We start from the raw sequence: 16,088 nt of genomic DNA, 5'->3' as shown, positions 1-16,088 counted from the left end.
CATGCGTTTCGATAAGATTATCCCCATCATTATTATCATGGTGATGATGGGGTGTAATTCTGAATCAGATGAAGTTATGGATCCCATACCTTCACCTGATTTTGAATTGCCAGTACCGAAAAATTTCCCAGCACCAACCCTTGATGAGGAGAACCGGCCTACCACAGCAGGTATAGCCTTAGGTAAAATGCTCTTTTTTGACACTAACCTATCAGGCAATGGAAAAGTGGCTTGTGTTACCTGTCATCTGCCAGAAATGGCCTTTGCTGATGGAGAAGCGTTAACCACGGCTGGCGTTAGTGGCAAACCATTATTAAGGCACTCTCCTGCCCTTTTCAACTTGGCTTGGGCTAATAATTACTTTTGGGATGGTGGCGCTAAAAATCTGGAATCACAGGTGTTTGGTCCATTAACCAATGAAAATGAAATGGATGCTGATATTGCTCAAATAGTAGATTACTTACGATCAGAGGATACCTATAAATCATTGTTTTTAGAAGCTTTTGAAGATAGTGTGGTAACCTATCAGAACGTGGCTCGAGCTATAGCACAGTTTGAACTAACTCTTATTTCTGGTAATGCTAAATATGACCAGTATGTGAGAGATGAAGGTGTAGAACTATCAGCGGAGGAGTTAGACGGATTAAAATTGGTGCACCAGCATTGCACACCTTGTCATAAGACTGATCTTTTTACAGATTATAGTTTTCATAACAATGGACTCGATTCCGTTTTTAGCAGAGAAGCAGAGTTGGAAGGGCTAGGCAGAGGAAGAATAACTTTCAATGATCAGGATAACGGAAAATTTAAAACGCCATCGTTGCGCAACCTGTCATATACTGCCCCCTATATGCATGATGGTAGGTTGGGTACATTAGAAGAAGTAATCAACCATTATTCTGAAGGAATAGTGGTTAGCCCAACGCTAGATATAAGCATTCCTGCGGATGGAATGCAATTTACGAAAGAACAAAAACGCTCTATAATAGCATTTCTACATACTTTAAATGATGTAGATATAAAATATTGATGTATGAGCATTACAAGGATTTAACGATGCCTAATAAAGGCCAAAAATATTTAAAATGAAACAAATACTTATCAAGCTGTTGATGTGCAGTAGCTTATTCAATGTAATTATTCCATCGCATGCACAAGATGGCCCCTCACATGATAAACTAATGAAAATGTCCATGGAGCAAGCCCATCATGATACAGTTAAAATTGCCATTTTACTATATCAAGATGTGGTAATTCAGGACTTTGCAGGCCCTATGGAGGTGTTTTCTAAAGCTAAAAATCTTACCAATAACAGTTATGAGATTTTTACCATAGGGTTAAATTCTAAAGACATTAATACAGAAAACCAATTGTTGCATCTAAAAGCTGACTATACCCTTGAAGATGCTCCTGCGGCAGATTATTTGATTATACCTGGTGCCAGTATGCCGGTCATCAATGCATTGATGACTGATTTAAAATTAAAATCTTTCATTAATGCTTGGGGTAATACTAATGCTGACGCCAAGACCGTGGCAATATGTACAGGTTCTTATTTGCTGGCCAATACAGGTAAGCTCAACCACAAGAGGGCAACAACTCATTTTTTTGTGGCTGATGATTACGCTAGTCTATTTCCTGAGGTGGAAGTGGTGAAAGATGTGCGGTTTGTTGATGAAGGTAGTTTAATAACATCTTCTGGTGTAACGTCTGGCATCGATGCTGCATTGCATATTGTATCTCTCCACAGTGGAGATAAAATAAAAAACATGATCAGTAGAGCATTGCAGTATACATTTCACCAAAAAGAGCCCTGGCCGGTAGCACCTAATGGAATGAAATATCAGCGACCTTAATTTGGACCAAAATGCTCATTGGATTATATATGCTTGGCATGGTGAGTATGGAGCAATTTAATTGCAACATAATTGCATTTAATCAATGTTATAACTAACATTGCGAGATGAAATTGAGTAGAATACAAATATTGAGTAGTGCCGCAGCAGGCTATTTGCTGGTGCTACCGCTTGTATTCTTTCTCCACCTTTTTCAGCATCAATCTATAGAAAGCGGGACCTTTACAGAGGAAATCATCTTTTCAGTTGATGACCAAAGTTGGGTTGATTGTGAGCTCTGTCATGTTTATCAGCACCAGCATTATGTACTACCGGTGTTGTTTGCAGAGCCTGCTTTTGAATCTGTGGATACAGAATGGCAGCCTTATTTTACCACAATAAGCTATTTCTACTCCGTTACCCTACCGCTGCGTGGTCCTCCTTATACCTAAGGGTATACAAACATATTGAAATAAACTAATCTATTGAATCCAGCTAACAGAGGGGTTCATATATACATTTTTTACATCTAATTATTTATCCAGCTATGTTGGAAGCAATTAACTTATCTAAAAAATATGGTGAGCATGATGCGCTCATTAATTTAAATTTATCGGTAGCACCAGGTGAAATTTACTGTTTGCTGGGCCAGAATGGCGCGGGTAAAACTACCACCATTAATCTGTTTTTGGGATTGCTGAAGCCTACTAGCGGGCAGGCATTAATCAATGGCATAGATGTTAACTCCGGTAAAGACACCAAAAGCCTGATAGCCTATATTCCTGAGGTGGTGCAGTTGTATGGAAACATGAATGGGCTTGAAAATTTGGAATTTTTTAGTCGTCTTTCTGGGCATAAACACTCAAAAGATGAGCTACGCCACTTGTTGCTAAAAGCCGGTTTAAAGGAAAAGGACCATTATAAAAAATTGGGCTCTTATTCTAAAGGTATGCGTCAGAAGGTGGGCGTGGCCATAGCGTTGTCTAAAAATGCCCAAGTGATTTTTATGGACGAACCTACCTCTGGTTTAGATCCAAAAGCTACAGATGAGTTTACTTCCATATGCCGTGAGTTGGCGGCAGATAATAAATCCATTTTTATGGCCACTCATGATATTTTTAATGCTGTAAATGTAGGTAGTAACATTGGTATTATGAAAGAAGGCCAACTTGTGCATGCTGCCAAAACAGGAAGTATTAGCGCTATAGAATTACAACAATTATATCTTAAAACTATTTGATTAAATGAAGATTAAACATTTACTGTTTATAGCCTTTATGGGCTTATTTACTCAATCTTATGCTCAAATAGAAGTAAGTGGAAAGGTCGAAGATCAGCAGGGAGAAGCACTGACGGGTGTTACTGTTTCTTTAAGGAAGGAGCTTAAAATAAAAGGTGTGGCTACAGATAATGAAGGCCAATTTTCTATTGTACTTAAAGAAGGAGGAACTTATGAATTAGAGTTGAGTTTCTTAGGGTTTGAGGTACACAGACAAACATATGATTTTAACAATGCTGAAAGCTATGACTTAGGCACTATTAGATTAAAGGATAAAAGTTACGAGTTGCAAAATGTAGAGATCATAGGTAGAGTACAGCAAAACTATACTAGTGATTATTCATTTTCGGCAACTAAAACAGGTATCAATAATCAGGAGTTGCCCCAGGCACTGGCGGCTATCACTAAAGAGTTTATTGATGATACGCAAGCATTTCAACTAGCCGATGCAGTAAAAACTGTAAGTGGGGTTTCTAACTCAAGTTTTTACAATCATTTTAACATTAGAGGAATAAGCCAGAATGAGTCAGGCCAAATTCTCAATGGTATGCGAACCAGACAGTACTATTTCTTACAGCCTATTACTTCTAATATCGAGCGTATTGAAGTGTTGAAAGGGCCTGCTGCGGTCACATTTAGCAGTGTAGATCCTGGCGGAAGTATCAATATGGTAACAAAAAAGCCTCTGGCTGAAGATAGAAAAGAAGTAAGCTTAAGTGTTGGTAGTTTTAGCACGCTAAGAGGTACTTTGGATTTTACCGGTCCTTTAGACGATGAGGGTAAAATACTCTATAGATTGAACGCGGGAGTTCAAAAAGCCGAGTCTTTTCGTGACTTAGTAAACAACAATGCTGTACTTATTTCTCCTTCTATTAGCTACGTTCCGGATGAGAATACAGCTATAAATGTAGAAATGATCTATAGTAGCAATGTAGGTAATTTGGATAGAGGGCAACCAATATTTGGAGCAGAAGCCGGTGTTACTAGTTTAAATAGCACACCCATAAACCTAAACATGGGTGCCACCAATGACTATTTTAAGTCAGAGCAGTGGATAATGACCACTTCCCTTACAAAGAAATTTTCTGATAAGGTAAGTTTTAATGGTGCTTACATGAAGCAAACTTGGAGAGAAGATCTGCAAGAGCACCGTACCGAAAACAAGTTTGCGGTAGATAGTGCAGGCAATCCTATCAATGATTTGGTGGCGATGAGGTATTCGGAGCGCCAGCAATTTTGGGATGTAGATAATATAAACGCTTATTTTAAGTTCAGTGCTAAAACCGGTACTCTTGATCATCAGATAATTGCTGGCTATGATCTGCACCGCTGGTTAAGAACCAACGGAGGTGGTCAAAATGCCGCAAGAGGTTATTTGCTAAAAGATGGTACTGCTACTAATTCTTATGATCCAGAAAACGCTGCTGATTATCAGATGATTGAAGTTGATGGTGTAGTAATGCCTCAACCTAATGTTGAACATTTTATACTCAGCAATCCGTCTAATACAATCAAGAATATTAAGGAATACGTCATTAATTCAGTATATGCTATACCCGCTAATTTATCTACCACACATGCAGTATACCTGCAAGAGCAACTGAAGGTAGGTAAGCTAACAGCATTATTCAATGCAAGGTATGAGTGGTTTAGTGATGTGACTAACTATAAATTATTAGATGAGCAAACGTATAAAAACACTGCTTTTATTCCAAGAGTTGGGTTAAGCTATGCTGTTTCTAATAAAATTAATGTGTATGCTACTTATTTAAAAGGGTATCAGCCTCAATCCAATACGGTAGATGTGATGCCGAGTACGCAAGCATTCTTCTGGGCAGTAAATTCGGCAGCTCAGTTTGATCCACTTATTAGTGACCTTAAAGAGGTAGGTGCTAAGGCCAATTTCTTTAATGGTGATTTAATCATGAACTTGGCACTATATGAGATTAATCAAGAAAATATTCTAGTACCTTCCACTGAGGATCCTGACTTTTTAGAACAACGCGGAGCGGACAGAAGTAGAGGTATAGAATGGGATATGTCAGGATATTTATTACCAAACTTGAGAATAAATGCCTCTTACAGCTATATACATGCTGAAATTAAGGAGGATACTGACGAGACTCTTGTGGGTAAGCGTAAAGAGAATACCCCAGAACACAGTGCCGCATTATGGGCGAGGTATGACTTTAGTCGTAACAGTCCGCTTAAGGGGCTGGGCGTAGGCTTTGGTGCGCAGTATAGTGGCGACAGAATTCCATGGTATACCCGTGATTTTATCGTTCCTTCATTCACTGTTTTTGATGCTGCAGTGTACTATCAACCTGATAATTCCAAGCTTCAACTAATGGTTAAAGTAAACAACGTCTTGGATAAAACGCACTGGCTTGGTGCCATCAACTACACAAGACTGTTTCCTGGAACACCAAGAAATACATTACTAACAGTAACTTATAAATTTTAAGTAATGAGACAAGCAATATTACTTCTAATTGCCAGACAATTTTGGATTAGCGTATTTAAATCCAAAGCAGTGTATCTGCTAATGTTAATTATAGCGGTACTCCTCTCCTACGCTAGCTATAGTGGTATTAGCTATTATCAGCAGAACCACTTTAGAACTGAGCACCAGAAAATGGCACGTGCAAGTTGGGAGGCTAACCCAGATAAGCACCCGCACCGTATGGCGCATTTTGGCTCATTTGCCTTTCGGCTTAAACACCCTTTAAGCATGTTTGATTTTGGTATAGAAAGCTATACCGGAAATGCCGTTTTCCTAGAGGCTCATAAGCAGAATATGGTCAACTTTTCGGATGCAGGCTTTTCTACAGGGTTACTTCGTTTCGGAGAGCTCAGTATGGCTATGATACTACAAACCATCTTGCCTCTTATCATATTTTTTATAGGGTATGCGGCCATTGTAGCTGATAAGGAGAATGGTACCTTAAAAATACTTATTACTCAGGGAGCCAGCTGGAAAGAGATTATTTTAGGGCGGATTTTAGGCTTGCTCAGTATCGCTACGGTTTTTTTATTGCCTTTTGTAATCACCGCAGGAGTGCTGCTAATACTAGATGATCATACCGATGGTGACGATTGGCTGAGGCTTTTGGTAATCTCCAGTACCTATATAGTCTTTATAGCTGTTCTGTGTGTGATTACGATCTTGATCTCAGTGAGCAGTGGCTCATCAAAAAATGCATTAGTAAAGCTGCTCGGCTTATGGCTATTGATGGTGGTATTAATGCCACGTACAGCACAGGCTTTAGGAGCTTATTTTTATGATACACCTACTAAGCTAGAGTTCAGAACTGCCATAGAAAAAGAAGTGATCAGCTTTGGCGACAGCCACGATCCTAATGATCCTCATTTTAGTGCCTTGAAAGATTCTGTACTACAGGCACATGGGGTTAAAGATATTACCCAATTACCTTTCAATTATGGTGGTTTTGTAATGAGCCAGGGTGAAAAGATAAGCGCTAATATCTATACTAAACATCAAAATGAGTTACTAGATCAGTATAGAAAGCAAAATCAGTTCACAAAATGGTTAGCTCTTATTAACCCATATTTAGCAGTTAAAAATATGTCTATGTCACTTTCAGGAACTGACTTTGAGAGCTATGTTGATTTTCAAAAACAAGCGGAAGACTATAGGTATAAAATGGCGCAGGCTATGAATGGCTTGCAAATGAAATACATCAGTGCTAAAAAAGTGAGTGGTTCAGAAGGTAAAAAGCATGTGGTGGACCGTTCTAAGTGGCAGTCTTTCGAGGATTTTAATTATCAGCATGCAACCTTTGCTGAGGCTCTTTCTAATGAAACTATATCTATTATTTCGATTATTTTTTGGATGTCGCTTGCTGTTTTAGGCATCCGAGAGTGGTCTAAAAAAGCAAAAGCAATATGAGTATCTATATATTAATGTTTAGGCAGTTTTTAAGAACTAGAACTTGCCAGATAGGGTTGTTATTAGTCTTTGTGCTGGGGGTGATAAGCATAGTTATAGGAAGGCAATTTTTACAAGAACAAAAGCATGCTGCGGCCGAGGTAGTGGAAGTTCAGGATGAGCACATCAGGCGTAATGTAGAGCTTCATAATGATGATATAGGCCTGCTTTTATACTATTTGAAATTTGGGGTGGTAAATGATATAGATCCACTTACGGCCCTTTCTATAGGTCAGAAAGATGTTAACCCTAGTGTGCAAAGTGTAACATTGCTGGCATTAGAAGGACAAAAATATGACACCGATTTGGTTAACCCCGCTAAGCTCTTATATGGTAATTTGGATTTTAGCTTTATTCTGGTTTATGTGTTTCCGCTATTAGTAATAGCATTTACCTATAACCTAAGATCTGAAGAAGAAGAAGCGGGTACTTGGAGAATGGTTAGTGTTATGTCCAAATCTAACTTTAGCTTTTTAATGGCCAAGCTGGCGGTAAGGTTCAGTTTGCTTACTGGTGTAATGGCAGTACTACTTGTAATGGCCCTACTTATACTTGGCATCCCTTTATCTGGTTTATTTATCCAATACGTGATAACAGGGCTGTTGTACTTGGTGTTTTGGTTTGCTTTAAGTGGATTTATAGTTTCATTTAAGCGCAATTCTAATTTTAATGCTTTAACGCTTTTATCAAGTTGGTTGGTTTTGGTAGTGTTACTTCCATCAGCTTTAAATAATATGGTGGCTACTAAGTATCCGGTGCCTGAAGCTTTTACCACTATGATAAAACAACGTGATGGTTACCATGAAAAGTGGGATACTGATAAGGATGAAACCATGAACAAGTTTTATAACCAATATCCGCAATTTTCATCATACGGATACCCTTCTGAAGAAGGCTTTAGTTGGCTTTGGTATTATGCCATGCAAAACTTGGGAGATCAGGAATCACAAGAAACTAGTAATAGCATGCGTGAAAAGATAATGGAACGGGAGAAAGCAAGTCGTAAGTATGCTCAATTTATTCCTTCCATACACGCTCAGTTAGCTTTTAATGACATGGCAGGTTCTGGTTTAACCGATTATATGGAATTTTTAGATTATATAGATAAGTTTCATGAGCAAACAAGGTTATATTTCTATCCTAAAATTTTCACTAACGAAAAGGCTGATCAGGTGGATTGGCAGCGTTTTAAGCCTGAGCATGTTAGTATTAAGCATGAGGTGAGTTGGTCAACGCTTCTTTTGCCTTTGATCACTAGCATTGCTATAGTTTTGTGTGGTACATTCGTAGTATACAAGCTTAGCTAATATCAACGGTTGTGGTGTTTATTTATCCCTTCTATAGGTGGTAAATAAAAGCTTTTTATATAAGTATAACTGTGGCCTTAGTTGTACTTATGTTACTCCCATTGCTAACAGTTAACCATTAGCAATGGGAGTACTTCTATCACTTAGAGCTAAAATTCTGCTCAATCAAATCTTGCACACCTTCTTGAATATCAATCTTATAGTTAAGGAGTGATTAATTTTATTATAAATCACATTTTTATCTAAAGAGTAATTTTAGGTCATGTGCTTATGAAAATGTTAGTTATTGCCTCTTTCTTTATCACATGCTTGTTATTTACAAATTGAGCAATGGGTGAATATTAATAATGACTTTCTACCAATCCGCTTTAGTTATTATGTTGCTTCAACCATTGTAGTATTATCTTGTTGGTTTCTGCTGGTAACTCTTGTTGAATATGGTGTCCACATTTTAAGGTGAATACGTCTAAGTTAGGGGCAAAATCTTTAAGGGTCGGAGATGGAGGTATTGTATCATGCTCACCGTATATCATTAAAGTGGGTTGGTTTATTAAAGGTTGTATTCCTTGCATAATATGCCAATTACGATCCATGTTTCTATACCAGTTAATGGCTCCTGTAAAACCAGAGACTTCAAAGGCTGTGACATAAACAGATAACTCTTCTTGCTGCAGCAGAGGTGTGCCTTCAGGACTTGCGTCATTGGCTAGGTTAATCATTAACATACCGGGGCAAGGTGGTAAAGCAGCCAGATGTTTCCTAAATAGGTTATTGAAAAACTGAGCTGTGTTGGCTTCTAAAATTTTATCTGCTACGCCCGGCTGTTTGTTAAAGTGTACGAAGTAGAAGTCAGGACCAAATGTCTCTTCCATTATTTCTAACCAAGGTTGCTCTCCCCTATCTTGATACGGTAAAGCCAAATTGATTACTTTATTGACACGGGTAGGATGTAATAGAGCAAGGTGCCATACCACATTAGCTCCCCAATCGTGACCTACAAACGTGGCATCTTGGTACCCATAATGATCTAATAAAGCCACTAGATCATTTGTTAGTTGTACAATGTCATAAGCTGTTACCTCATGAGGACATGATGAGCGTCCATATCCACGTTGGTTGGGTACAATAACATGGAAGCCGGCTTCTACCAAAACAGGGATCTGATGGCGCCATGAGTATGCATGTTCAGGAAAGCCATGGCATAGCACTATTGGCTTTCCTTTATGCTGAAGTCCTGCTTCGAAGACTTCTAAAGTTATTCCATTTACAGCAATTAACTTAGAGGTAGGGAATGCTGCTTTTTGCAGCATTGGGCTGATTACGTTTGTCATATTCTTATTTTAAGATTTTAGACAAACGTATGTTACCCCAACGACAGCCTTATGTCAGGGGTTAGTAATACTTATCATTAAGGTTGCGATGGGTTCATTTTATCGAAGGCATGGTATACCGCTATATGCAAGGCGTCACCGTGGGTTTTATCTTCTAAAAACTCATAAAAAACCTTCGTATTTTCCTTTTTAACCTCAAGCAGTTTTTGGTGTAATTCCTTTGCCGTTCGTTCCATAATTTCTCCCTCTTTGCCTCCGGCTACATAAATGATTTTTTTTGTAGTATAAGGTGCTGGCTCCAAGTCCAGTAATTTTTCATCATCCCACCATAAGCTAGGGCTTACGATGATGTAGTTGTCAAATAGTTGTGGCTTTTTTAAAAGTATTTCTGTAGCCAGTAAGCCACCTAAAGACTGGCCTATCAAGGTCTTATTCTGTGTAGTTCTATAGTTAGAAGCAATAAAAGGTTGAAGTTCTGTCTCTAAGAATAATGTAAATTTTTTTGATTCTCCGGAGGTAGGTAATTCTTGCTGGTCAAGCTTGTTTTTAGAAGGATAAGTGAAATCTCTTTTGCGATCTACGTTGCCTATCCCTACCACTATACTTTCCGGAATCATATTTATCCACGAGAAAGAAGCAAACTGGACGATGCCAGCGATATGCAGAAAATCTTCATTTTTAGAGCCATCTAGCAAATAGATTACAGGGTAGTTTTTGGCATTATCTTCAGAGTAACTTGAAGGTAAGTAAATATTAAGCACTCTATTCTCGTTCAATACAGTGGATTTAATGGTAATGGATTTCCCTATATTAAAATCCGTTTCGCTGATTTTTTGGGGTAAACTTTGCCCTAAGGGCACACTATGAATAAATAGTAGGGCCAGTAATTGTATCTTTTGTATCATTTTGTGGTTCAGGTATAGTGAGTGTTATACGTATTTAAGTTAGCAAATTTATATCGGTGTATACTAAATTATTATAATGAATAGGATAACAGCCATTGTATCCTATTCAAAAATTTGGACGTCAATTTTCTTGATGAAAATACATCAAATAGTATTGCCTGCTGATTTTAGGAGTTATGCATTATTCCTTCTCTTCTTTTTTATATGGGCTCTCCATTTCCTAAACAGATAAATACCTATACCTAATAGTATTATAAATGGCCAAATTGCTGTAAGCTCTACTAGAAATGATAAAAAGCCATACCAGCCTATGCTTAAAGCATTAAGCAATCTTGTGCCAAAACCAGTTCTGTTATCTGAATTGTAAACATATGGAAGCACTTCATAAAAGGTAAGTCTGATGGTGCTGAGGCTCACTTGCTTGCTGAGGTACCTGAATTGGCCTTGTAGTCTTTCAATATCAGTACGGATCTCGTTGAGATTTTGCTCTATTGCCAGGATATCCTTTATTTCGGTAGCTTTATCTAGCAGGTCTATGTATCGTTGTTCTAGTGCTTGTTTATTTTTAATTCTCGATTTGAGGTCGTAATACTGTTCAGTAACATCTTCTATCTTTGAAGATTTGTTATCGGCCTTTATTGCAATGCTCGATAATTTTGATAGCAATGTATCATAACCATTTGAAGGCACTCGTATGGTTAAGTAATAAGTGATGCGTTGTGATGTTTTCGACTGATTTTCTTCTTCTATATATGCTCCATAAGTAGGCAGTAAAGCACTGATTTTTTTGTAGGCCTCATTTATTTCTTTTGTCTCAAAGTCAATTGTCCCTGTTTTAATTACTTTCTTGCTGATGTCATTTTTGGAGGGTGCAGAGCCTTCGGGCACAGCTTGATCTGCAGAAGGGATATATAGCAAGTCCTCTAGTTGATCACTACCTCCGTTAGTAGCTATTCCATTTTCATTATGGCCGCTGTTGCATGCTATAATGGCAAAAGATAAAATTATAAGTTTAACCAGTGTCTTCATATTACAATCTTTATGACTAAAAATAAATGGTAGAGTTAATTAGAAAAAAGGATTTGATATTTAATAAGGTAGTAATTGTTAGTCCCACGCAATGGTGCTCATATATTATTAAAACTTATTTAATCAGTTTTTCCGTTAAGTATCTAGGCCAACCATCATCAGAAACATCAGCTGGCTCACATTTTCTAGAACAGCGGCCGGCATAAACGATGAAAATTTTATTCTTATTAGAAATTAAAAATTAATAAACCCTCAAATATATATTTATAAAAGTCATAATTAAATTTATTGAACATATAATTAAATAATAATGGTAAAGGGTTTTGCTGTTGATGCAATTATCGGAAACAAAAAAGCCCTTGGTAAAGATTTACCAAGGGCGTCTTCATTTCTTAATTATAATTTAATACTTTATCACTCTAAGCTTCTCACTTCCATTATTAATGTCAATATAATATATCCCCGCTGGCTGCAAGCTCACATCTATAAATTGGCCACTTCCACTGATAACCAACTCTCCCATCATGTTATATAATTTCCAATTTGCATCTTCAGATAATCTGAATTCTGACTGAGTTGGATTAGGGTAAGCTGTGATATTCTGCTGAGGAATTAAACTTTCATTATTTAAACGAGCTGTTGTATTTACCGCACGTGTAATCCTCAACTGATCTACGTTAGGCCCGCTAGAGCCCACAGCTAATAAATGAATAGTATTTAATCCAGCTTCTAATTGAGCCTCTACATCTACCGATTGCCAAACACCCCAGCTACCGGTAGCGATAAAATCTTTTGTACCAAGAGAAGTACCATTAACAATTACTTCTAAAGGCCGGTTGCCTCCTAATAGCGCATAATCAAAATGCAAAGTCGTTGATTCATCAGCTAAAAGAGATAGCTCCCACTGAATGTAATCCCCAATGGCGTTTGCATAGTCAACAAACCCAGCGCCATTATATCCACTTTGGTTGTTGTTTATAGTTGCTCCTACCACTGTGGCATCTTCCGCTTGTAGAGTAGCTAATTCACCATCTTCAGCAGGCTGTTCTGTAGTGTCATTGTTGCTTATGGTGGGGTGAAAATCTATATAATCAACGTTTACATCACTCGTTTCGAGTACTAATCTTAATTCAGTAATATCTTCATGCAAATGAATATCGCTGATAGTAACAGTTTGCCAATTTTGAAAACCGCCAGTATTGGGCACATTTACTGCTCCTGTTATATTCTCTCCATTCTGCTCTAGGTGTAAAGTTTTGCCGTCATACGGAGTGCTTACCGCGAAGGTGATGTCATACTCATCATGTGCGGTTACATTTACAGTATACTCTAGCCATTCGCCTGCTTCTACCCATCCTATATTGAAATTACTGCCGGCAGTGGGTTGAATATCTACATCATCAGTTCTATAGCTGCCGCCAGCATTGCCAGCACTCAGGTCATGATAGGCAATTCCTTCCCCATCCATGTCATATTCCTCTACTTCCACCCTGCCAGGAATAATCGCTGGGGATCCTCCATAGGGCGTTTGTGCTGAACTACAACTGTCTACTTGGATGGAGCCTATTTTAGTGTTGTTGCCTGCAGCATTGCTCACAGTTAATTGTACAGATTTAATACCAGTTCCGGAATTGAATACTACTGTATGTGGGCCTTGGCCAGTGGCTGTGGCCGGAGTAGCATCTGCTCCAAAGTTCCAACTATAATTATCTATCTGCCCTAAAGAAACGGAGGTGAAAGTTACTGAAGTACCTAAGCATGCTTGCTGTGTGCTGGCTTCAAAATCTGCTATAGGGGCACTGCCAGAGTCTCCATCGTATATAAATTCAAACGCATTGAAATTGATATCGTTAGCTTCAAAATGAATGCCTATGATATGTACTCCTTCAGTTAGGTAAATATTAGAAATTTGAGCTGTCTGCCATGCCTGAAAACCTCCTGTGTTAGGCATAGGTACCGTGCCAGTTACATCAACGCCATCTACCTCTACGTGTAGCTGTCTATTATCATAAGGTGAAGCTACCCTGAAGTTAATAGAATAGCTACCTTCCTGATTTACATTGGTTGTGTACTCCAACCACTCTCCTGCTACTACCCAGCCAATATTATAACCGCCTTCACTACATGCCTCTGTGCCCACGCCATCACCTGTGCGATAGGTATCATCTCCACCTTTATTTATGTCATAATATGTACCAACACCTTCATCATAGTTTTCAGCTTCTATTAAGCCTGGGATTTGAGCCACTACCCCTTCATATGGCTGCTGACTAACATCAGAAGCGGTATAAACAGCGGTAAAAGTAACATCATTAGCCGGAGCTGTAAAAGTTTGATTGGCTTCACCACCATGCTCCCAATGGTCGAAGTCATACCTAGTGTTGCCTATAAACTGTGGCGTAGGTGCATTGAGAACCTGAAGGTTGGCATTTACAGCTGTCTGTTGAACATGGGGAGAAATACCAGGTTTTTGATTCAGCTCTATAGTAAGCCCCTCAGGTAATGTAGTAGCTGTAATAGTTACCAAATTAGGATGAACATCTACATAAGTAGTGGTAGATAAACCATCACTATCAGTAACAGTAACTTTAAACCTGTACCAGATATTAGGAGTTTTTTCTCCTTGGCTAGAGGCTATAAAATTGCCAGACTTAACACCTTGTGGGCTGGCTCCCGGGTGTGAGTGGCCAGCTCCGGGTATATCTTCGTGAAACAGGTCAATGCTCCAAGCAAAGGCACTTGCAGGTAAAACACCATCTTCCACATCTGTGGCAGTAGCTTCGAAATAAATGTTGTCTTCAGCATCCCATGTGAGAGATGTTATAGGAGCCGTTATTTCCACCTCAGGGTGATTGTTAAACTCATTGACCGTAAGTGTGGCACTGTTACTTACAGCATTGCCTGCGCTATTAGAAACAAGACAACGGTATTCGCCAGCATCGGACATGGCAACCTCCTCTATAGTGAAAGTGCTGGCATTAGCACCTGCAATGTCTTGCTGATTAAATTGCCATTGGTAATTTATAGGTGTTGCACCAGATACATCTACGCTAAATGTTACGGACTCCCCTTCTATTGCCGTTTGGGCTAATGGATTATTTATGATTTCAGGAGCATCTTCTTCTCCGTATTTTAACCTTATTAAATTACCATTATTACCATAATCGCAATAATAGATATATCCATCATTACCCAGAATCATCCCTAAGGCAGTTCTGTGAGGTGAATCATAAAATGAAGTAGACGGAGGGTTGTTTTGTGTCCAGTCGAAATAGCGGATCTCGTTTCTTAAATAATCTTTAAAAATAAACTGATTATACAAATAAGATGGATAACGAGATACGTCAGGATTATAAAGAACTCCATTGGTCAATGCATTACCTATACTTCCGGTTTGAAAGGTGAAAATTGGGTTGTTAAATAGTTCCGTTTCGGTCTGAATGCCATCTCCACCTTGCGGGTGCCCCCACGCATAGTTGTATAATGGAGCTGGGTCAGAGATATCATTGATTTCTTCCCATGATGTGCCTACATCTAATACAAATAGTTTATTAGCTTTTACATTAGGAACCAAACGCCAAGGGTTCCTAAAGCCATAAGCCCAAATGCTTTGCTTTTGAATACTTCCAGATCCATAGAATGGGTTGCCAGGTGCTGGAGCACCATTTTCTGTTACCCTTAAAATTTTACCACGATAAGTATCTAGGTTTTGTGAGTTACCACTATTTTGGCTGTCACCTACCGTGATAAATAGATATCCGTTGAAGAATTTCAAGTCGCCACCATTGTGGAAACCACCCTGTATAGGGTCTAGGGTCAAGATCTGCTGTCGGCTAATTTCTTGATTGTTACTGTCTAGCTGTATACGCTCAATGATGTGCAAATACTTGTCATCTCGGGTGTAAAAAACATACATATAGCCATTGTTCAAGAAATCAGGGTGAAGTGTAACTCCTAATAGGCCTTGTTCGCTGTCTGTAGTGGTGCTCACGGTGAAAACCGTGCTGGTGTTTCCTCCTTGATACACTTTGACCACTCCAGCCCTTTCGGCAATGAAAATTCGCCCATCAGCAGCTTGGGCTAACGAAAGGCCTTCTTTTATGGTGTTGTTGGGCGTTAAGTTTTCTACAATGAATTGTGCCGAAACAGGTGCACTAAAATTGAAGATGATAAGTAATAGGCATAGCCATTTCAGGTGCCTCAAGTGCCATGAGCATATAGCTCTGGCCTGTAAATTAAGATGTGTCATTGGTTTAGGGTTTATTGGTTATTTGTTTCTGGTGTGCTAATAGCCAATTCATAGTGGCACACACCTGTAAACATTACTTTAGTAGTATACCAAAGTGGGTAAAGTCACCAATATTACAAATCCCAATTCTTTAAGCAACACATATTTAACTTTAAAATTTTAAGATGCAGTAATTTATCTTTTGTTTATCTTAAGTTATTGATT

The 16,088-nt window shown here is 38.6% G+C and carries 11 protein-coding genes; 7 read left to right on the top strand and 4 right to left on the bottom strand.

All coding sequences use genetic code 11. The features are described from left to right. The first annotated feature begins 1 nt into the window (after nt 1). The 7 genes from ACXACQ_RS17195 to ACXACQ_RS17165 all read left to right on the top strand — a co-directional run bounded on the left by ACXACQ_RS17195 (nt 2) and on the right by ACXACQ_RS17165 (nt 8,370). A complete protein-coding gene (locus ACXACQ_RS17195) occupies nt 2-1,030 on the top strand; it encodes a cytochrome-c peroxidase (RefSeq protein WP_474977203.1) in 1,029 nt (342 codons plus the stop codon). Nucleotides 1,031-1,085: 55 nt separating this feature from the next. Further along, the gene (locus tag ACXACQ_RS17190; RefSeq protein ID WP_474977202.1) at nt 1,086-1,856 is read left to right on the top strand and encodes a DJ-1/PfpI family protein; all 771 of its coding nucleotides are present in this window, start codon (nt 1,086-1,088) and stop codon (nt 1,854-1,856) included. A gap of 107 nt (nt 1,857-1,963) precedes the next feature. Continuing rightward, nucleotides 1,964-2,287, top strand: a complete 324-nt coding sequence (locus ACXACQ_RS17185) for a hypothetical protein (protein ID WP_474977201.1) — start codon at nt 1,964-1,966, stop codon at nt 2,285-2,287. 95 nt (nt 2,288-2,382) lie between these two features. Continuing rightward, complete coding sequence (locus ACXACQ_RS17180; protein WP_474977200.1) at nt 2,383-3,075, top strand: ABC transporter ATP-binding protein; 693 nt, start codon at nt 2,383-2,385, stop codon at nt 3,073-3,075. A 4-nt stretch (nt 3,076-3,079) separates the two neighbouring features. Beyond that, entirely contained in the window at nt 3,080-5,578 is a 2,499-nt protein-coding gene (locus ACXACQ_RS17175; protein ID WP_474977199.1) for a TonB-dependent siderophore receptor, read from the top strand. A 3-nt stretch (nt 5,579-5,581) separates the two neighbouring features. Next, complete coding sequence (locus tag ACXACQ_RS17170; protein WP_474977198.1) at nt 5,582-7,024, top strand: ABC transporter permease; 1,443 nt, start codon at nt 5,582-5,584, stop codon at nt 7,022-7,024. Beyond that, nucleotides 7,021-8,370: a DUF3526 domain-containing protein gene (locus tag ACXACQ_RS17165; RefSeq protein WP_474977197.1), complete on the top strand. Its 1,350-nt coding sequence runs from the start codon at nt 7,021-7,023 to the stop codon at nt 8,368-8,370. Before ACXACQ_RS17170 ends, ACXACQ_RS17165 begins: the two co-directional genes overlap by 4 nt. 368 nt (nt 8,371-8,738) lie before the next feature. On the opposite strand, the gene ACXACQ_RS17160 is transcribed toward ACXACQ_RS17165, so the two are convergent. From ACXACQ_RS17160 to ACXACQ_RS17145, 4 genes are all read right to left on the bottom strand, one after another. Beyond that, a complete protein-coding gene (locus ACXACQ_RS17160; protein ID WP_474977196.1) occupies nt 8,739-9,701 on the bottom strand; it encodes an alpha/beta fold hydrolase in 963 nt (320 codons plus the stop codon). 77 nt (nt 9,702-9,778) lie between these two features. Further along, nucleotides 9,779-10,606 (bottom strand): alpha/beta hydrolase, encoded by an 828-nt coding sequence (locus ACXACQ_RS17155; protein WP_474977195.1) that lies wholly within the window; start codon nt 10,604-10,606, stop codon nt 9,779-9,781. 174 nt (nt 10,607-10,780) lie between these two features. Then, nucleotides 10,781-11,635, bottom strand: coding sequence for a DUF4349 domain-containing protein (locus ACXACQ_RS17150; RefSeq protein WP_474977194.1), 855 nt, complete (start codon nt 11,633-11,635; stop codon nt 10,781-10,783). 403 nt (nt 11,636-12,038) lie between these two features. Then, complete coding sequence (locus ACXACQ_RS17145) at nt 12,039-15,884, bottom strand: carbohydrate-binding protein (protein WP_474977193.1); 3,846 nt, start codon at nt 15,882-15,884, stop codon at nt 12,039-12,041. Nucleotides 15,885-16,088: the final 204 nt, after the last annotated feature.

The organism is Fulvivirga sp. AWR4_260 (assembly GCF_056158185.1).
The sequence above is the reverse complement of the archived record's forward strand: the minus strand, read 5'-3'. Positions and strand labels throughout refer to the sequence as shown.